Source organism: Cobetia sp. SIMBA_158 (genome assembly GCF_046566945.1).
Lineage (GTDB): Bacteria > Pseudomonadota > Gammaproteobacteria > Pseudomonadales > Halomonadaceae > Cobetia > Cobetia amphilecti.
In genome coordinates this window covers 127,846-146,686 of the sequence record NZ_JAWJYL010000008.1, presented here as the reverse complement: position 1 = coordinate 146,686, position 18,841 = coordinate 127,846, and the positions used below count along the sequence as shown (strand labels likewise).

Sequence of the window (18,841 nt, the reverse complement as noted above, 5' to 3'; positions counted from 1 at the left end):
CTTGTTTCTCGCTTCTTGCCACAGGCTTGCAGAGTCGGGGTGTGTCAGCCCAGCACAGGCTGGCGTCGCGCCTGCATGCGCGCCAGAAATACCTGCATCACGCGTCGGTAGAGCTCGCGTCCCAGCACCACATCCTCGACGCCGGCATCCAGATTCGGGTTGTCATTGACCTCGATGACCACCACGCGGTCCTCCAGCTGTTTCAAGTCGACGCCGTAGAGGCCGTCGCCGATCAGGCGGGTCGCTTTCAGGGCTGCCTTGATCACGGCCGGTGGCACCTCGCTCGGGTCGACCGTTGCGAAGCCGCCGGAGCGGGTACGCGCGCCGCTGTGGTCGTAGATCTGCCAATGGCCACGCGCCATGTAGTAACGGCTGGCGAACAGCAGCTTGCCGTCGAGCACGCCGATGCGCCAGTCGAACTCGGTCGGCAGCCACTCCTGCAACAGCAGCAGGGCGGAGTCATGGAACAGTCGCTCGGCTTCGCGCACCAGTGTCTCGGGGCCATCGATCTTGACGATGCCGCGGGAGAAGGCGCCATCCGGCACCTTCATCACCAGCGGGTAGCGCATGTGCTGACCGCGCTCGGCCAGCTGGCGCAGTTCGCCCCGATGGATCAGGCGACCCTGCGGGGCACTCAGGCCGCGTGCCTTGAGAAGCTCATGCAGGAAGACCTTGTTGGTGCAGCGCAGAATCGACTGGCTGTCATCGATCACCACCAGCCCTTCGTGCTCGGCACGCTTGGCCATGCGATAGGTGTGGTGATCCAGACTGGTCGTCTCGCGGATGAACAGGCCATCGAACTCGGCCAGACGGCCTTCATCGCGCCGGGTGATCAGGCTGACATCTATGCCCAGTCGCCGCCCTTCGCGGATGAAATGCTTGAGCGCGGTACGGTTGGACGGAGGTAGCGCCTCGTCCGGGTCGACCAGCATGGCGAGATCGAAGCGGTAATGGCGACGTGCCTTGGGCGTGCGCCACACCTTGCGCGAATGGCGATTGAGCGCCTGGGCGAAGCGGTCTTCATCCGCCGCTGCCAGGTGGCTCAGGGATTGCGGGCGCACTCGCTTGAGCACCCAATGATCGCCTCGACCTTCAAGACGCACCTCCAGCAGCGGACAGGGCAGGCGCTCGAACAGCTTGCGTGCGAGACGCGCAAGCGCGGGGTCTGCGCTCTCGCCGAAGGTCAGCAGCAGGTCGAGGCGTGGTGGCTTGCCAGCCCCATGCGTCACGCCTTGCGGGGCGGGCAGGGCGCCCTTGCGTGTCAGCTCCTCGAGCAGCACGCGGATGCCGCCCAGTTCCATGTCGATCAGCGACTTGCGTGACAGTTGATTGAGGGTCTCCACCGACGGCAGCGCCTTCTGGCCGCGCGCCTGGGCGAGCAGCGAGACGTAATAGCCGATGCCCAGATAATCCAGTCCGCCGCACAGATTGATGACGTGGGTGGCGGGCTGCGGCGCATCGTCGGCGCGCTGGGCTGGCGCATCGCTTGAGAGTTCGGAAAGAAAGTCATGGGCGCTGATGACATCATCACTGGGATAGAAGGCGCGCCAGTCAGAAACACGGTCAACCACGATACGCAGGCGGGACATTGCGAAGCCTCGCAAGGCGGGCACCGAAGCGGTGCCGAATGCGCGCATCATGAGAAACAATCCCCGTCATCGCAATAGGCTGGAAAGTGAAATAATTTCATGCAAAGAGACCAAGACAAGACGCGCCTGCATGCCCAGAATGCAGCGCATTGCTACCGCCCCGCGACACGCTGATCCTCGGACGGCGTCAGGGCGCTGACAGGCGGGAGAGCCTGCACCATGACCCCCATTCTGCGCCCGGCCATCCGGGCCGATCTCGACGCTCTGGTAGAGCTCGAGGAAGTCAGTTTCGACAGCGACTGGTTCAGTCGTCGTCAGCTGTCCCATCTGATTCTGCGTGCCCATGCCCGTACCCTGGTGATCATCCAGCCCGATGACGATGTCATCCCGACCGCACCGGCGGTAGACGATGTGATGGCCGCGCTGTGGCCAGCCGGTAGCGTCGAGCGTGATGACGCCACGCCGCTGCGCAGCGTGCTCGGCTATGGCACCGTGCTGTTTCGGCGCAATTCACGTCGGGCGCGACTCTACTCCTTCTGCCTGCATCCGGAATCGCGTGGCCGCGGCCTTGCCCAGCGCATGCTCACATCGCTTGAGCAGCTGGCCATTGCGCAGGGCTGTACGCAGTTCGATCTTGAGGTGCACACCGGCAATGGCGCGGCGATCGCGCTCTACGAGCGTCACGGCTTCGAGAAGTGTGGTCGCCTGCGCGATTACTATGCCGATGGGGCCGCCGCCTGGAAGATGCGCAAGGCATTGACGCTGGATTCGCCGGCGCCGGTGGCTGAGGAACTCGCGGCCGGTGAGGCCGGTGAAGCGCACCCGGGGTCGCCCCCAACGGTGAATGCTGGCGCTGCCTGAGCCAGGGGCATGGCGCGCGTGGCCCCCATGGGCTAGGATGCGCTGTTTATTCTTCATGGCTTCAAAGGAATCGCTCCCATGCCGTCATTCGATATTGTCTCCGAACTCGACAAGCACGAAGTTCAGAATGCCGTCGATCAGGCCAATCGCGAACTCGCGACGCGCTTCGATTTCAAGGGCGTGACTGCCAGCTTCGAACTCGAGAAGGAAGAGAACGTCAATCTGGAAGCCGATGCCGACTTCCAGTTGCGTCAGATGATCGAGCTGCTCAAGGGCCGTCTGATCGCGCGCGGCATCGACGTGCGTTGCCTGGAAGAGAAGGACGCCGACACCGCTGGCGTGCGTGCCCGTCAGCAGCTGGTGCTGCGTCAGGGGCTGGACCAGCCGACCGCCAAGAAGATCGTCAAGGCGCTCAAGGATGCCAAGCTCAAGGTCCAGGCACAGATCCAGGGCGAGAAGGTCCGCGTCACCGGCAAGAAGCGTGACGACCTGCAGGGCGCCATGGCGCTGCTCAAGGGCGATGAGAGCCTCGAGCTGCCGCTGCAGTTCAACAACTTCCGCGATTGATCCAGCGCGCAAGCGACTGGCGATCGCCATTCTCAGCACCGTTCGCTATCGGCGTGCGGTGCTGTATTCGTTTGATTCGCTGATTTGCGGTGTCGTGAGAGTCACTGATTCGCTTGTTTGCGGGATCAACAGATTCGCTTTGAAAGCGTCATGTCTCGTCGCTGGCGCTACGCTTGTCCAGCTCGGTGCTTCACTCGAGACGACCGGACGCGTCGCTTTCAAAGCGTTTCACCCTATTCGTACGTAATATCTGCGCCATGCGGGCCGCTTCGGCACCCGACAACGCGCAAAGAGAGGTTATATGTCTGCTCCGCTCGCTATCGGCCAGCGCAACACCCTGACGATCACCAAGCGGGTCGGCTTCGGCGTCTTCCTCGATGGTGGGGATCGCGGGGAAATCCTGCTGCCGACACCCTTCATTCCTGCGGGGGCCGACATCGGTGACGAAGTCGAAGTCTTCGTCAGCCTGGATGATGAAGACCGCCTGCTGGCCACCACGCGCTATCCGCGTGCCATGGTTGGCGAGTTCGCCGCGCTCAAGGTGGTCGAGGTCAATGACATCGGCACCTTCCTCGACAATGGCCTGGGCAAGGACTTGCTGCTGCCCTACGGCGAGCGCAAGCGTGAGCTCAAGGCCGGCCAGTTCGCCATGGTGCACGTCGGTCTCGACAAGCACAGCGACCGCATGGTCGCCTCGATGCGTCTGGATCGCTGGCTCGACAAGACCCCGGCCACCTATACCGCGGGCCAGGAAGTCTCCGGTCTGGTCGCTGCGCGCACCGACCTGGGCATGAAGATCATCATCGACAACGCCCATTGGGGCCTGGTGCACCACGACCGTATCTTCACGCGTCTGCGCATCGGCAACCGTCTGCGTCTGTGGGTGTTGAAGAATGACGGCAACGGCAATGTCGATCTCACGCCGCAGGCGCCGGGTCCGGCCGGCCATCAGCAGCTGGCGGACCGCATTCTGGCCGCGCTGGAAGCCAGTCAGGGCGTGCTGCCGCTGGGCGACAAGAGCGAACCGGAAGCCATCAGCGAAGCGTTCGGTGCCAGCAAGGCCAACTTCAAGCGCGCCATCGGTCACCTGAAGCGCGAAGGCAAGGTCACGCTGGCGCCCACCGAGACGCGTCTGGTCAAGTAAGCGCCACTGTCAGCCTGTGCTGCCACTGCCACCCTCGGGAGACCGACGGGTGGCAGTTTGCGTTTCAGGGTCCCGCATGGCACCAATGACAGCGTATCATGGGGGTATCTTGCGCTGAGTTGCCCCCATTCGCTCCTTCACCTTCGACAAGGAATGTCTGCATGACTGTCTCTGCTTCTGCTGCCTCCGCTTCTTCTGGTTCGCCGCGTCTGTTGATCGCCCCTGACAGCTTCAAGGAAGCGCTGGCAGCCAGTGATGCCGCCGAAGCCATGGCGCGTGGTGTTCGCCGAGTATTGCCCGAGGCACAGATCGATCTCTGCCCGCTGGGGGATGGCGGTGAGGGCACGCTGGCGGCGTTGTTGGCGGCGGCCAGTGAAGCAGACCCCATCGAGGCGCGCAGCGCTCAGGTGCGTGATCCGCTCGGGCGTGACGTCACCGCCCAGTGGGGCTGGCAGCCGGGTAGCCGCACGGCCATTGTCGAGCTGGCCGAAGCCAGTGGTCTGCATCTGGTCAGCCCTGATGAGCGCGACGCGCGTGTCGCCGACACGCATGGCGTGGGCGAGCTGATCCTGGCGGCGCTGGACGCCGGTGCCGAGCGACTGATCGTCACGCTGGGCGGCAGCGCCACCAACGATGGCGGCAGCGGCATGCTGCGCGCGCTCGGGCTGCGTCTGCTCGACGCTGACGGCAATGAGCTGCCCGCAGGCGGCGCGGCCCTCGCGCGTCTGGCGAGCCTTGACGTCAGTGCGCTGGACCCACGCCTGGCCAACCTCAAGGTGTCTGCCGCGGTCGATGTCGACAACCCCCTGTGTGGTCCGCGCGGCGCGAGCGCAGTCTTCGGCCCGCAGAAGGGCGCCGACGCTGCGGTGGTCGAGGAACTGGATGCGGCACTGGGCCACTTCGCGCGCCTGAGCGCGGAAGTGCTGGGCGCAGACCAGCAGCAGTTGGCCGGTGCAGGGGCCGCAGGCGGCATGGGCTACGCGGTGGCGGCCTGGTTGAATGGTGAATTGCGTCCGGGCATCGAGCTGGTGATGGAGCGCCTCAACGTGAGCGAGCGTCTGGCGGGCTGTGATCTGCTGATCACTGGGGAAGGCGGTCTGGATGGCCAGAGCCTGGGCGGCAAGACCCCCATCGGTGCGGCGCGAGCCGCGCGTGCCGCCGGGGTGCCCGCCATCGTGTTGGCCGGACGACTGGCCGAGGGCTGGCAAGCCGCCCATGATGAGGGGGTCAGTGCCGTCTTCACTCTGTGTGACAGTGCCATGCCGCTTGAGCAGGCGCTGGCACGCACCTCGGAGCTGCTGGCTGACCGTTGCGAGGCCATCATGCGTCTCTGGCAGTTGGCGCAACGTAGCTGACCGCAGCCCGGCTGAGCGCAGCCCGGCTAAGCGCCGCTAAGCCACGCCCGGCTCGACGGATTGCGGCGTCGAATCTGGCCGCAGACAGCGGCCCACGGCCCCCATGGCGGGGGGCGTGGCCTTTCGCGATATCGGCAAGCCCGTTACCATGCACGCAGTTGCTATCAGGCGGATAGTCAGAAAGTACTTTTCCCATGAACGACTTGGCGTTTGACTGATAGCAGGAAGCACACGGTGTGTGACCGCAGGTGGTGAGGAACCGACATGATGATCTTTCGGCGCATGAAGCGTATCTGCTGGCTTGGCCTGGCCTGGTTGTTCTTCGGCATCGGCTTCGCTGGCATGTTTCTGCCGCTGCTGCCCACCACCGTCTTCATGCTGCTGGCGCTGGCCTGTGCCAGCCGAGGTTCCCCGCGCTTTGCGCGCTATATCCGTGAACATCCCCAGATCGGGCCGACGCTGGTGGCCTGGGAGCGCGAACGCGCCATTCCGCTGCGCGCGCGCATCATGGCGGTCAGCATGCTGGCCGTCTCGATGCTGATCATCCTGTTCACCGTCTCAGTGTTGGCCGTCAAGGTCTCGCTGCTGGTCTTCCTGTCGCTGCTGGCACTCTGGCTGGCCACGCGCCCGGAGCCCAAGGGCGAGGGGGCGAACCTTGCCGTCAGTGGCGAATCCCTTCCGCGCGAATGAGCGCTTCATCGCGGGCAGGTGAGGTGTCTGCTCCCTCGCTGTCCGCTGTCTTCCTGCCGTGAGGAGTCCTCTCCCGCGGCGCTGATTGCGGAGTCTTTGATGTCACAACCTGTAGCGATTCATCTTGCCGATTATCAGGCACCCGCCTGGCGTGTGCTGGACACCCGCCTGACGTTTGATCTGGTACCGTCCGCGACCCGTGTGACGACCGTGCTGACCCTCGAGGCCAATCCCGATGCCGCCGTGGGCAGTGATGCCACGCCGCCGCTGGTGCTCAATGGCGAGCATCTGACGCTTGAGTCCGTGCGTGTCGATGGGCGAGCGCTGGCCAGTGATGAATACAAGCTCGACGAGACTCACCTGACCTTGGCCGGCCTGCCGGCCAACTGTGAGCTCGAGACGGTGGTGGTGATCGACCCGGCCGCGAATACCGCGCTGGAAGGGCTTTATGTGTCCTCGGGCATGTTCTGCACCCAGTGCGAGGCCGAAGGCTTCCGTCGCATCACCTACTACCCGGACCGCCCTGACGTGATGTCGGTGTTCACCACCACCATCATCGCCGACAAGGACAGCTACCCGATCCTGCTCTCCAACGGCAACCCCATCGAGCGTGGCGAGCGCGAGGGCGGTCGTCACTTCGTCACCTGGCAGGACCCGCATCCCAAGCCGTGCTATCTGTTCGCGCTGGTGGCGGGGGACCTGGTCAAGCATGACGACAGCTTCACCACCATGAGTGGCCGTGACGTCGCTCTGGAAATCTGGGTCGAGCCGGAAAATCTCGACAAGACCCAACACGCCATGAACTCCCTCAAGGCCTCCATGAAGTGGGACGAGGAAGTCTACGGTCGCGAATATGATCTCGACATCTTCATGATCGTCGCGGTCAACGACTTCAACATGGGCGCGATGGAGAACAAGGGCCTCAACATCTTCAACAGTGCCTGCGTGCTGGCCAACCCCGATACCACCACCGACGCCGCCTTCCAGCGCGTCGAAGGGGTGGTCGCGCATGAGTACTTCCACAACTGGTCGGGCAACCGCGTCACCTGCCGTGACTGGTTCCAGCTGTCCCTGAAGGAAGGCTTCACCGTCTATCGCGACCAGACCTTCTCCGCCGACATGAACTCGGCGCCGGTCAAGCGTATCGAAGACGTCGCCATGCTGCGTACCGCGCAGTTCGCCGAAGATGCCGGCCCCACCGCACACCCGGTGCGCCCGGCGTCCTATATCGAGATTTCCAACTTCTACACCCTGACCATCTACGAGAAGGGTTCCGAAGTGGTGCGCATGGTCGCCAACCTGCTCGGGGAAGAAGCCTTCCGCCGTGGCAGTGATCTCTACTTCGCGCGCAACGATGGCAGCGCCGCCACCATCGAGGACTTCATCAGCGCGATGAGCGAAGCCTCCGGTCGCGATTTCAGCCAGTTCATGCGCTGGTACTCCCAGGCCGGAACGCCGAACATCGCCGCCAGCGGCACCTTCGATGCCCAGGCAGGCACCTATTCCCTCACGCTGCGTCAGTCCACGCCGCCGTCACCGGGGCAGGCGGAGAAGCTGCCGCTGGTGATCCCGGTGCGCATGGGGCTGGTCGGCGCCGATGGCAGCGATCTGACGCTGACCCTCGACGGCGAAGCGCTGGGCACGGAAACCGTGCTGGAGCTGACCGAAGCCGAGCAGACCTTCGTCTTCACCGGCCTTGCCGGCGATGCCGAGCCGGTGCCGTCGCTGCTGCGTGGCTTCTCGGCGCCGGTCAAGCTGGCCTTTGACTACAGCCGTGAGCAGCTAGCCTTCCTGATGCAGCACGACAGCGATGGCTTCAATCGCTGGGATGCCGGTCAGCGTCTGGCCATGGCAGCGCTTGAAGACCTGATGGCGGCCTGGCAGCGTGGCGAGCAGGAGGCCCAGCTGGATGAGCGCCTGCTGGCCGCCTATCGCTTCCTGCTCCAGAGCGAGGCTTCCGATCGTGCGGTGCTGGCCGAGATGCTGACGCTGCCCTCGGAGGCCTATATCGCCGAGCAGCAGAGTGTCGTCGATGTCGATGCCATCCACTGGGCGCGCAAGACCGCCAAGGCGCAGCTGGCCAGCGCGCTGCGCGACGACTTCGTGGCGCTCTATCACGCCAATGCGCAGCAGGGCGACTACGCGCCGACCTTCGAGCAGATGGCGCGTCGCAGCCTCAAGAATGCCGCGCTCAGCTATCTGATGAGCATCGAGGACGAGGAGGGCGTGCGTCTGGCCCAGGCCCAGCTGGCGGCGGCCCACAACATGACCGACGTGCGTGCCGCGCTGACGATGCTGGTGCACTCCTCACGCACCGATCTGGGTGACCCGGCGCTCAAGTCCTTCGCCGAGCGCTGGTCGCATGATCCGCTGGTGATGGACCAGTGGTTCTCGATCCAGGTCACGCGTCCGCAGGCCGATGTGCTGGACCGCGTGCGCTTCCTCATGGAGCACCCGGCCTTCTCGTTGACCAACCCCAACAAGGTGCGTGCCTTGATCGGCGCCTTCGCCGGCCAGAACCGCGTCAACTTCCACCGTCTCGATGGCGAAGGCTATCGTCTGCTGGCGGATGTGGTCATCGAGCTCAATCGTCTGAACCCGGAAATCGCGGCGCGCATCATCACGCCGCTGACGCGCTACAAGCGTTTCGATGCCAAGTGTCAGGACTTGATGAAGGCTGAGCTTGAGCGTATCCGTGGCGAGAAGCTCTCGAACAACCTGTATGAAGTCGTGGAGAAGGCATTGGCCTGATCCTCTGATCTGACCCTTGAAGACAGCCGGCAGTCATCGCGCGCATGATGATGACTGCCGCTGACATGAAAAAGCCCCTGCCAATCGGCAGGGGCTTTTTCATGTCACGAGTCTGGCGCAAGTCCCGTCAGGGCATCGCCTGCACGGTCATTGCGTACACGGTCATCGCGCGCGTCAGGCAATCATCCAGCCCAGGAAGGTCAGCCCGATGAAGGTCATCAATAGCCCGCCGATGATGGAGCCCCTCAACAGCGTCGTGATGCCCTTGAAGAGCAGATAGAGCCCCAGTACCAGTCCCAGCAGGCTGAACAGCGATGTGCCAAGCCCCAGCTCACCGGTCAAGCCATTGAAGAAGCCAGCCAGCGCATCATCAAAGTGTGCGAAGAAATTGCCCAGGCCTTCGACGATGAAGCGAATGGCGGCACCCAGTTGCGTGCCGATCCAGTTGAAGAAGTCTTCCATAACGCATGATGTCCAGACAGAAAAGAGGCCCCAGTGTGCCATGAAAGACGCGGATGCGCTGTCATCCGAGCTGATACTTGGCGGTGAATGTCTCGATCGCCATCGGCTTGTCCATCAGATAGCCCTGCAGGGCATCACAACCCATCTCCAGCAGCAGTTCGCGCTGTCTGGGGGTCTCGACGCCTTCCGCCACCACGCACATGCCCAGCTCACGCCCCAGCTGTACCATGAAGTTCACCATGCGGCGATTCATCTCGTCGTTCTCGAGATCATTGACGAAGCTGCGGTCGACCTTGAGCTCATCGAAGGGCAGGTGCTTGATGTAGGTCAGTGAGGAGAAACCGGTGCCGAAATCATCCAGCGACAGACGCAGGCCCAGCGAGCGCAGTTCGTGCATGCGTGCCACCGTGGCGGGCATGTCGGTGGCGAAGACGTTTTCGGTCAGCTCCAGCTGCAGATATTGCGGGTCGAGCGTGTGCTGGCTGAGTGCCTTGGCGACATTGCCGACGTAGTGAGGGGAGTCCAGCTGCTTGACGCTGACATTGACCGACAGATAGATCTTCGCGAAGGCGGTGCCTTTCTGCCAGTCCTCCAGCAGCTTGCAGGCCTGCTCCAGCACCCAGTCGCCGAGGCTGTCGATCAGCTGGCTCTTCTCGGCCAGCGGAATGAATTCATAGGGCGAGATATTGCCGAGCTTGGCGTGTCGCCAGCGCAACAGGCATTCGGCGCCGACCAGCTTGAGCCCTCGATCGAATTGCGGCTGCAGTTCCACGTAGAGCTCTTCATTCTCGATGGCGCGGCGCAGGTCATTTTCCAGCTGCACGGCGCGCTCAAGCTCCACGCGCATGCTGGGATCAAAGCGGACGGTCTGATTGCGCCCGGCCTCCTTGGCGCGATACATCGCGATATCCGCGCGTCGGATGAGCTCCTCGGCGCTCAGATGGCGATCATGGAACATGATGCTGCCCAGACTCGCCGAGCTGTGATGTTGCAGCGGCTGCGCTTGCGGGCCCAAGAGCGAATACGGCTGGTTGAGCGCCTGCTGCAGGCGCTCCATCAGCTCATCCAGTTCGCGACAGGCAGTCTGTGGATCATGGCTCAAGGGCTGTACCAGGATGACGAACTCGTCCCCGCCGAAGCGCGCCACCAGATCGCTGTCACGCACCGTGGAGCTCAGGCGATGGGCCACCTCGATCAACAGATGGTCGCCGGTGGTATGCCCCAGCAGGTCGTTGATCTTCTTGAAGTGGTCCAGATCGATGAAGATGAGCGCGCCGTGGGTGTCACGGGCGTCGGTGATGATGATCGCCTGCTGCAGGCTGTCGATCAGGGTGGCTCGGTTGGCCAGCTTGGTCAGTGAGTCGAAGCGACTGTGCTGGTGCAGCAGGGCCTCTGATTCGACGATACGCGTGATATCGGTGATCGAGCCGATCATGCGCAGCGGATTGCCTTCGCTGTCACGCTCGATGACATCGCCCTTGTCGATCACCCAGACCACGTCGCCACCGCGGGTCAGCATGCGGTGGCGGTGGTAGTAGGCCGTCTTGCCCGCCATGCAGTCCTGGATGGCGATCATCGTCTCGGGCTTGTCCTCGGGGTGCAGCAGGCTTGCGAATTCTTCCAGGCTGTTGCTGAGCTCGCTCTCCGGGATGCCCAGAATCTGTGACCAGCGGCGATTGTGCGTCACGGAACTGGTCAGGATGTTCCAGTCCCAGAAGCCTTCCAGCGAGGTGTCATAGATGTGGTCGATCTGGCGGGTCTTGCGCTCATGCTCACGGACTTCGGTGGTGATGTTGTGCGCCAGAACGGCGACCAGCGGCTGGCCGTGAATGTCATGGAAGGGCTGCTTGATGGAGCGGAAATGGTTGACCTCGCCGGTGGTACCGTCGGTGGCATCCTCGAAGACCGTCTCGCGCTCGAATCTGCTGAGCACTTGCTCCACGCTGCGCCTGAAGAAGTGGCTCTGCTCGGTATTGCCGGTGTAATGGCTGTCATCGCGCCCGATGATGTCTTCGCGCGAGGTGCCATAGAACTCGGTCAGAGAGCGATTGGCGTAGCGAAACAGCCCCTTGGCATCCTTGATGAACAGGATGTCGGGATGAGAGTCGACCAGGGTGCGCAGCAGGTGGTTCTCGGCTTCCAGTGCCTCGAGACGTGACGACATCTCCTGCAGGCGCGAGTGCAGGCAGCTGTCATCAGGCTGGCGGGAATCGTCGGAGCCTTCTGGGCGAGGAGAGCGGCGATCCCCGGCATCGGAAGGTGCGGTCATGGCAGGGTCCTGAGGCGACGGTCTGTGCGCTCAGTCTACGTTGCCGCTCGGTTGAATAGGCGGGGAGGCGGGGTTCATGCTCAATCAACGATCATGCATGCAGGCCACACAGGCAGGCCATGCAGGATCGGGGCTTTCGCCAGGCGTCTGGTGATCAAGTTCCAGTCATCAAGCCCCTGATCATGAAGAAGTCATCAAATCCTCGTGCCGGGAGGCGTTACAGGTCGACCTTGTCCTTGTACTCGCAGAGGTCTTCGATGATGCAGCTGCCGCAGCGCGGCTTGCGTGCCACGCAGGTGTAGCGGCCATGCAGGATCAGCCAGTGGTGGGCGTCGACCAGAAACTCCTTGGGCACATGGCGCATCAGCTTGTGCTCGACTTCCAGCACGTTCTTGCCCGGGGCGATGCGCGTGCGGTTGGAGACACGGAAGATGTGCGTGTCCACCGCCATGGTCGGCTGACCGAAGGCGGTGTTGAGCACCACGTTGGCGGTCTTGCGGCCCACGCCGGGCAGCGCTTCCAGCGCCTCGCGGGTCTGCGGCACCTCGCCACCATGCCGTTCGATCAGCATGCGGCAGGTCTTGATGACGTTCTCGGCCTTGGTGTTGAACAGGCCGATCGTCTTGATGTACTCCTTCAGGCTCTCGACGCCCAGCGCAAGAATGCTCACCGGCGTATTGGCGACCGGATACAGCTTCGCCGTAGCCTTGTTGACGCCCACATCCGTCGCCTGCGCCGACAACAGCACCGCGATCAAAAGCTCGAAGGGCGTTGACCAGGCAAGCTCTGTGCGTGGCTCAGGATTCTCGTTGCGCAGGCGGGTGAAGATCTCGAGGCGTTTCTGGGCGTTCATGGTATCTCGGGTACGGCGGTAAGGGCTTGGGAGCGGGCGTCGTCGACACAGGCTGTCAGCCAGCGGGCTGACAGCCTGTGTGAGAGGGGCTCAGGAGATGGTGCCGGTCACGCGCACACGACGCGACACCTTGGGCGTATCGGCGTTGGCCGCCTTGCGGCGCTGCTCGAGGCGCTCATCGATGGTCTTCTTGCCCGCGATGATCAGCCCCATGCAGAAGAAGGCGCCCGGTGGCAGCACCAGGAACAGGAAGGAGTAGTCCGGGAAGATCGTCAGCTGCCAGTCGGCGGCCATCGGCCCGACGAGCAGTTCCATGCCGGCAAACAGCGTGCCCTGGCCGAACAGCTCACGCATGCCACCCAGCAGTACCAGCACGGCCATGAACCCCAGCCCCATCATCAGGCCATCGGTGGCGGCCGGCAGCACGGGATGCTTGGCGGCGAAGGCATCGGCACGCCCGAGAATCGCGCAGTTGGTGACGATCAGCGGAATGAAGATGCCGAGAATCTGATAGAGCTCATAGGTGTAGGCCTTCATCAGCAGCTCGGCACAGGTCACGAACGAGGCGATGATCATCACGAAGGCCGGCAGGCGTACTGCAGAAGGCACCAGATTGCGGATCAGCGACACCGCCACGTTGGAGCCGATCAATACCAGCAGCGTGGCAAGCCCCAGCCCGATGGCGTTGACGACGCTGGCGGTGACGGCCAGCAGCGGACACAGGCCCAGCAGCTGTACCAGCGCCGGGTTGTTGTCCCACAGGCCGTCGCGGCTGATCTTGCCAAGCGAGATATCACTCATGCGGTTCGTCTCCGCCGTGTTCAGAAGGCGCTGATGGCGTGAGCGTGCCATCAGCGGTGGGAGCTTGCGTGTCCTGCTGGGCCCTGGCGGCGCGGCGGGTCGCGGTCAGCGTCTCGCTGTCGCCGGCCAGCAGCGCCGTGCGGTGCGCCATGAAGTAGATCAATGCCTGACGAACGGCACCCACCACGGCACGTGGGGTGATGGTTGCACCGGTGAACTGGTCGAAATCACCGCCATCCTTGTTCACCTTCCATTCCACCGAGCTGAGCGTCTGGTCATCGAATTCGTGAATCCAGTCGGACTTGCGCGCTTCGATCTTGTCGCCCAGCCCCGGGGTCTCGGCGTGCTTGACGGCGCGTACACCGGCCACGCTGCCATCGGCACGGATACCGACCAGCAGGCGGATATCGCCGCTGTAACCCTTGCCGGTCACTACCGGCAGCAGCACCGCGACGGTCTCACCATTTCGGGTGGCGCGCCAGCCGGTATCGGCGCTCTCCAGACCCAGCACCTGGGAGGGTGGCAGGGCGAAGGCCGCGTCGAGCAGGTCATTGTCGTGCAGCGACGGCGGGATGATCTCGGCCAGCGCCGCGCTCTGGGCGGCACGTTCGTTGTCGGCGATGGTCTCGGCGGTGGTCATCTGGGTCACGGCGACGACGCCTGCGGTGACGACGGCGAAGACGGCCAGGCCCAGCGCGGCCCGCGCGATGGTGTGCTTCAGACCCTGCGCGGCCTGGGCTTGCTGTTCGGGCTGATCAGGCGTCAGGCTCATGCCTTGTCCTCCAGCTTGATGCCGCGACGGGCCTTCTTGTGACCATAGCTGCGTGGCTGGGTGTAGTAATCGATGAACGGCACGCTGAAGTTCATCAGCAGCACTGCGAAGGCGATGGCGTCAGGATAGGCGCCGAAGGTGCGAATCAGGTAGATCAGCACGCCGATCCCGACGCCGTAATAGAGCTTGCCCTTGTTGGAGGTCGCCGCCGTGACGGGGTCCGTGGCGATGAAGAAAGCGCCGAAGATCGCCGCACCGCACAGCAGGTGGATCAGGGGGCTGGCGTGCTGCTCGCCATCCACGAAGGCGAAGATGGCAGAGATCACCGCCAGGCTGCCCAGCATTGCCACCGGGATATGCCAGGTGATCAGGCGACGCGCCAGCAGCACCAGGCCGCCGAGGCCCCAGGCGATGGCCGTCTGCTGCCAGGCCAGTAGGTTGGCGGCAGGCAGCAGGCTCGGGTCTGCCCAGAACTCGCTGCTGGAAAGCTCGCCCTTGTTGCGGAAGGCATCCAGCGGCGTGGCGCCGGTCAGAGCGTCTGGCGTGGCGATCACGCCGAAGAACTGCTGCAGGCTGTCAGTGAAGCCGAGTGCGAAGCCATCGGGGGATGACCAGCGCGACATCTCGACCGGGAAGGAGATCAGCAGCAGCGCATAGGCGACCATCGCCGGGTTGAACGGATTCTGGCCCAAGCCACCGTAGAGCTGCTTGGCGACCACGATGGCCGCGATCACGCCGGTCAGTACCAGCCACCAGGGTGCCAGCGGCGGCAACGACACCGCCAGCAGCACGCAGGTCACCAGCGCCGAATTGTCCTTGAGGAAGAAGCTGACCGGACGGCCACGCAGCTTGAGCAGCAGCGCCTCGAGGGCGACACCCGCCAGACAGGCAAAGACGAGGTTGAACAGCACACCCCAGCCATAGTGCCAGCACAGCACGGCGATACCCGGCAGCGTCGCGGCCAGCACCCAGGCCATCACGCGCGAGGTGGCGGTTGGCCCGTGGGCATGGGGGGAGCTTGCATGCATCAGGCTCATGAGACGGTCAGATCCTTGCGGTAAATGGGCAATGACACGAGGCGTGCATCAGGATGAGTCGCCATTGGCGCGGTAATTGGGCTCAGGTCACTCATTGGGCGTCCACCAGTGCCTGCACCTCGGCCAATGACTCGCGGGCGTGTTCCAGATTGCGGCGCGTGCGGTCGACCTTGGTCGCCAGGCGCTGACGGTTTTCGTCATCCGCCTCGCTCAAAGCCGCCTCGGCCTTGCGGTGGGCCGCCTCGGCCGCCTTGACCGCGATGCTGACCTGCTTGTGACGCTTGGCAAGGTTCTCGGCGCGTGATGCCTCGATCTCGGCCTGTGAGAGCGTCACGTTGCTGGCCATGCTGCCACGCCCGACTGAACCCGCAGCGGGCTTGGGCGCCTCGGGAATCAATTCTCCCGCGCCCTTGGTGGCAGGCGTCGCGTCAGTGCTGCCAGCTTGCGCGCTGTTGAGGCGCACCTCAGCGGCACGCAGGTTTTCCTGGGCCGTGGCCAGCAGGGTCTGCAGGTCCTCGATATCGCCTTCGCCACTTTCGCTGGCGCGGGCCAGGGCCTTTTCGGCCTTCTTGACCGCGATATTGGCCGCGGCGCGTGCTGTCTTGAGTGCCTTGATATCGGCGCTGGGTGCCGCAGCTGCAGGCGCAGCAGCACCCGCAGAAGAGCCAGCCGCACCTGTATCAGTGGTTTGAGCAGAGCCAGCCGCAGCGCTTGCCACAGGGCCTTTATCAGTACCTTGAGCAGCGCCAGCGGCGTCGGTCGCTGCCTTGAGGTCGCCCTCAGCCTTGGCAAGGCGCGCCTTGGCATCCGTCACGCTGGCCTCGAGGGCGGGGATGTCGCCCTCACCGCTGTCCTGGGCGGTCTTGAGGGCCTTCTCGGCCTTCTTGACCGCGATATTGGCCGCGGCCCGCGCCGTCTTGAGCGCCTTGAGGTCGGCTGCCGGGGCAGCCGCGCCTGTCGCGGAAGTGCTGGCCGCCGCAGAGGCAGCTGACTCGCTGGCCTCGCTGGCAGCCTTGAGGTCGGCTTCGGCCTTGGCCAGTCGGGCCTTGGCATCCGTCACGCTGGATTCGAGGGCGGGAATATCGCCTTCACCGCTGTCCTGGGCGGTCTTGAGAGCCTTCTCGGCTTTCTTGACGGCGATATTGGCCGCGGCGCGCGCCGTCTTGAGCGCCTTGAGATCGGCGGCGGGGGCAGCCGCCGGGGCAGCTGACTCGCTGGCCTCGCTGGCGGCCTTGAGGGCGCTTTCGGCGCTGGCGAGTTTGGCCTTGGCCGCGGTCACGTTGGCCTCGAGCTTGGCGATATCGCTCTCGGCGCTCTCATCGCCATCCTGGGCTGCCTTGAGGGCCTTCTCGGCCTTCTTGAGGGCGATGTTGGCCGCGGCGCGCGCCGTCTTGAAGGCCTTGATGTCGGTGGCCGGTGCCGGCTGGGCAGCGGCGGCCGTTGTGGAGGGCGAGGCCGAAGGCGTGTCTGCGGCGGCGCGGGCGGCGGCGGACTTCTGGGCCGCCTGAGCGCGTTGCTGGCGCTTGGCTTCCTTCTCGGCTTCCTCGCGCGCCATGCGCGCCTGCTTGAATTCGAAGCGGTGACGCGCGCGCTCGGACTTGCGCGCCTCGTGCTGAGCGCTGCGAATCTCGCCCTTGGCGAAGCGGTAATACTGCACCAGCGGAATCTGGCTTGGGCAGACATAGGAGCAGGCGCCGCATTCGATGCAGTCCGCCAGATTGTAGAGCTCGGCCTTGTCGAACTCGCGTGCCTTGGAGAACCAGTAGAGCTGCTGCGGCAGCAGCTCGGCCGGACAGGCCTGCTCGCACATGCCGCAACGGATGCACGGCTGCTCGACCGCCGGTGCCGGCAGTGACTCGGGAGAGGAGGCCAGCAGGCAGTTGGTGGTCTTGATGATCGGCAGGGCGTCGCTCTCGAGCGTGAAGCCCATCATCGGGCCACCCATCACCAGGCGTGCGATGCCCGTCGGCGCCGGCGCCGCCAGACGCAGTAGGTCTGCGATGGAGGTGCCCAGGCGCGCCTCGACATTGTGCGGGTGTTGCAGCGCCTCACCGGTCAGGGTGACGACACGCGAGATCATCGGCTCGCCGAAGCACACTGCACGCTGTACGGCGCGCACGGTGCCCGGGTTGTGCACCACCACGCCGACATCGGCGGGCAGGCCACGGCTGGGCACTTCGCGGTCCGTCAGCAGCTTGATCAGCTGCTTCTCGCCGCCGGAGGGATACTTGGTCGGTACCACCACGACTTCGAGGCGTGAATCCAGCGGCGGCAGGCGCTTGTCGGCGCGGCGGGCGCGAATCGCCTGTTCCAGCGCGATGACGGCCTCGGGCTTGTTGTCCTCGATGCCGATCAGGATGCACTCGGGGCCGATCAGGCTGGCGAGAATCTCGAGCCCTTCGATCAGCGCTTCCGGATGCGTGCGCATGGTCAGGTCATCGGCGGTGATGTAAGGCTCACACTCCGCCGCGTTCAGAATCAGGGTGTCGATGGCGTGGCGCTCACGCACCCGCGCCTTTACCGCCGAGGGGAAGCCGGCGCCGCCCTGACCGACCACGCCGGCGTCCTGCAGACGCTGGATCAGGTCCTGGGCTTCCTGCTGACGCCAGTCGCGCCAGGCTTCCAGGCGCGCCCATTCATCGATCTCACCCTCGCGCTCGATCACGATGCACTGATCTTCCAGGCCCGAGACGTGGGGAATCTGGCGCGGCTCGATGGCGGTGACCACGCCGGTGATGCTGGCATGTACCGGGGCGGAGATCATGCCCTGGGCGCGGGCGATCAGTTCGCCCGTCTTGACGCGCTGGCCGATCTCCACCAGTGGCTGGGCGGGCGCGCCGATATGCTGGCTGAGCGGCAGCACCACCTCACGGGGCAGCGGGGCAGCCACCAGCGGGGCGCGGTTGGAGAGCGCCTTGTGCTCCGGCGGATGGATACCGCCGTGGAAGTCGAACACGCGCGGCGCGGCCTGACCCTTTTGCGTGTGTTCCGCCTCCGTCGTGGCAGAGGAGCGTGAGGAAGTCACCATGGATTTGAGTAACGACAGAACCATCAGGCGACATTCCTTGCAGATGTGGCAGTAGAATCGGCGGCATCGGTCACGATCAGATTGCCGCTGAAGCGGGCATTGTCGCGGGTCGGGCCCGCCGGTTGCGGCCAGTGCCAGCTGCGCACGTCAGTGGCGACCGGCACCATGTCGATGCAATCGACCGGGCAGGGCTCGACACACAGGTCGCAGCCGGTGCATTCGTCGGCGATCACGGTGTGCATGTGCTTGGCGGCACCGAGGATGGCATCGACAGGGCAGGCCTGGATGCATTTGGTGCAGCCGATGCATTCGTCCTCGCGAATCACCGCCACCTTGGGCGTGTTGTCGCTGTCGCCATCCAGCGGCGTGGCCTCACGGCCCAGCAGGTCGGCCAGCGAGGCGATGGTGCTCTCGCCGCCCGGCGGGCACTTGTTGATCTCGTCGCCTTCGGCGATGGCCTGGGCATAGGGCTTGCAGCCCGGATAGCCGCACTGGCCGCACTGGGTCTGTGGCAGCAGCTGGTCGATCTGCTCGACGATGGGGTCGCCCTCGACCTTGAAGGCCACGGCGGCGAAGCCGAGCAGACCGCCGAAGACGACGGCCATGGCCACCAGTGCGACGATGGCGGAGATCAGCGTATGGTCGTTGAAGAATTCGAGCAT

The 18,841-nt window shown here is 64.4% G+C and carries 15 protein-coding genes; 6 read left to right on the top strand and 9 right to left on the bottom strand.

Features of this window, described 5'->3' with window-relative positions; genetic code table 11:
* Window positions 1-44: 44 nt before the first annotated feature.
* Window positions 45-1,640: a RimK family protein gene (locus R2R70_RS13415; protein WP_410978275.1), complete on the bottom strand. Its 1,596-nt coding sequence runs from the start codon at window positions 1,638-1,640 to the stop codon at window positions 45-47.
* 168 nt (window positions 1,641-1,808) lie between these two features.
* On the opposite strand from R2R70_RS13415, the gene R2R70_RS13410 reads away from it, so the two are divergent.
* The 6 genes from R2R70_RS13410 to pepN all read left to right on the top strand — a co-directional run bounded on the left by R2R70_RS13410 (window position 1,809) and on the right by pepN (window position 8,957).
* Complete coding sequence (locus R2R70_RS13410; protein ID WP_410978274.1) at window positions 1,809-2,450, top strand: GNAT family N-acetyltransferase; 642 nt, start codon at window positions 1,809-1,811, stop codon at window positions 2,448-2,450.
* A gap of 78 nt (window positions 2,451-2,528) precedes the next feature.
* Window positions 2,529-3,017: a YajQ family cyclic di-GMP-binding protein gene (locus tag R2R70_RS13405; RefSeq protein WP_054556286.1), complete on the top strand. Its 489-nt coding sequence runs from the start codon at window positions 2,529-2,531 to the stop codon at window positions 3,015-3,017.
* Window positions 3,018-3,318: 301 nt separating this feature from the next.
* Window positions 3,319-4,161, top strand: a complete 843-nt coding sequence (locus tag R2R70_RS13400) for a S1 RNA-binding domain-containing protein (RefSeq protein WP_054556285.1) — start codon at window positions 3,319-3,321, stop codon at window positions 4,159-4,161.
* A 161-nt stretch (window positions 4,162-4,322) separates the two neighbouring features.
* Entirely contained in the window at window positions 4,323-5,516 is a 1,194-nt protein-coding gene (locus R2R70_RS13395; protein ID WP_410978273.1) for a glycerate kinase, read from the top strand.
* 264 nt (window positions 5,517-5,780) lie between these two features.
* Window positions 5,781-6,206, top strand: a complete 426-nt coding sequence (locus R2R70_RS13390) for a YbaN family protein (protein WP_225996323.1) — start codon at window positions 5,781-5,783, stop codon at window positions 6,204-6,206.
* A 99-nt stretch (window positions 6,207-6,305) separates the two neighbouring features.
* Window positions 6,306-8,957 carry an aminopeptidase N gene (gene pepN / locus R2R70_RS13385; RefSeq protein WP_410978272.1) on the top strand — a complete coding sequence of 884 codons (2,652 nt, stop codon included), beginning with the start codon at window positions 6,306-6,308 and terminating at the stop codon, window positions 8,955-8,957.
* Window positions 8,958-9,131: 174 nt separating this feature from the next.
* Here pepN and R2R70_RS13380 read toward each other — a convergent pair whose 3' ends face one another.
* The 8 genes from R2R70_RS13380 to rsxB form a co-directional block, all read right to left on the bottom strand.
* Window positions 9,132-9,419, bottom strand: coding sequence for a hypothetical protein (locus R2R70_RS13380; RefSeq protein ID WP_213114555.1), 288 nt, complete (start codon window positions 9,417-9,419; stop codon window positions 9,132-9,134).
* A 61-nt stretch (window positions 9,420-9,480) separates the two neighbouring features.
* On the bottom strand, window positions 9,481-11,688 hold the full coding sequence (locus R2R70_RS13375; RefSeq protein ID WP_410978271.1) for an EAL domain-containing protein: 2,208 nt from the start codon (window positions 11,686-11,688) through the stop codon (window positions 9,481-9,483).
* Window positions 11,689-11,905: 217 nt separating this feature from the next.
* On the bottom strand, window positions 11,906-12,541 hold the full coding sequence (gene nth / locus R2R70_RS13370; RefSeq protein WP_054556282.1) for an endonuclease III: 636 nt from the start codon (window positions 12,539-12,541) through the stop codon (window positions 11,906-11,908).
* Between the two features lie 90 nt (window positions 12,542-12,631).
* Window positions 12,632-13,342: an electron transport complex subunit E gene (locus R2R70_RS13365; RefSeq protein WP_410978270.1), complete on the bottom strand. Its 711-nt coding sequence runs from the start codon at window positions 13,340-13,342 to the stop codon at window positions 12,632-12,634.
* Window positions 13,335-14,114: an electron transport complex subunit RsxG gene (gene rsxG / locus R2R70_RS13360; RefSeq protein WP_410978269.1), complete on the bottom strand. Its 780-nt coding sequence runs from the start codon at window positions 14,112-14,114 to the stop codon at window positions 13,335-13,337. Before rsxG ends, R2R70_RS13365 begins: the two co-directional genes overlap by 8 nt.
* Complete coding sequence (rsxD, locus tag R2R70_RS13355; protein WP_043334100.1) at window positions 14,111-15,151, bottom strand: electron transport complex subunit RsxD; 1,041 nt, start codon at window positions 15,149-15,151, stop codon at window positions 14,111-14,113. The genes rsxG and rsxD overlap by 4 nt, the downstream gene beginning before the upstream one ends.
* Window positions 15,152-15,242: 91 nt before the next feature.
* Window positions 15,243-18,203: an electron transport complex subunit RsxC gene (gene rsxC / locus R2R70_RS13350; protein WP_410978268.1), complete on the bottom strand. Its 2,961-nt coding sequence runs from the start codon at window positions 18,201-18,203 to the stop codon at window positions 15,243-15,245.
* Complete coding sequence (gene rsxB, locus R2R70_RS13345) at window positions 18,203-18,841, bottom strand: electron transport complex subunit RsxB (RefSeq protein WP_043334101.1); 639 nt, start codon at window positions 18,839-18,841, stop codon at window positions 18,203-18,205. The genes rsxC and rsxB overlap by 1 nt, the downstream gene beginning before the upstream one ends.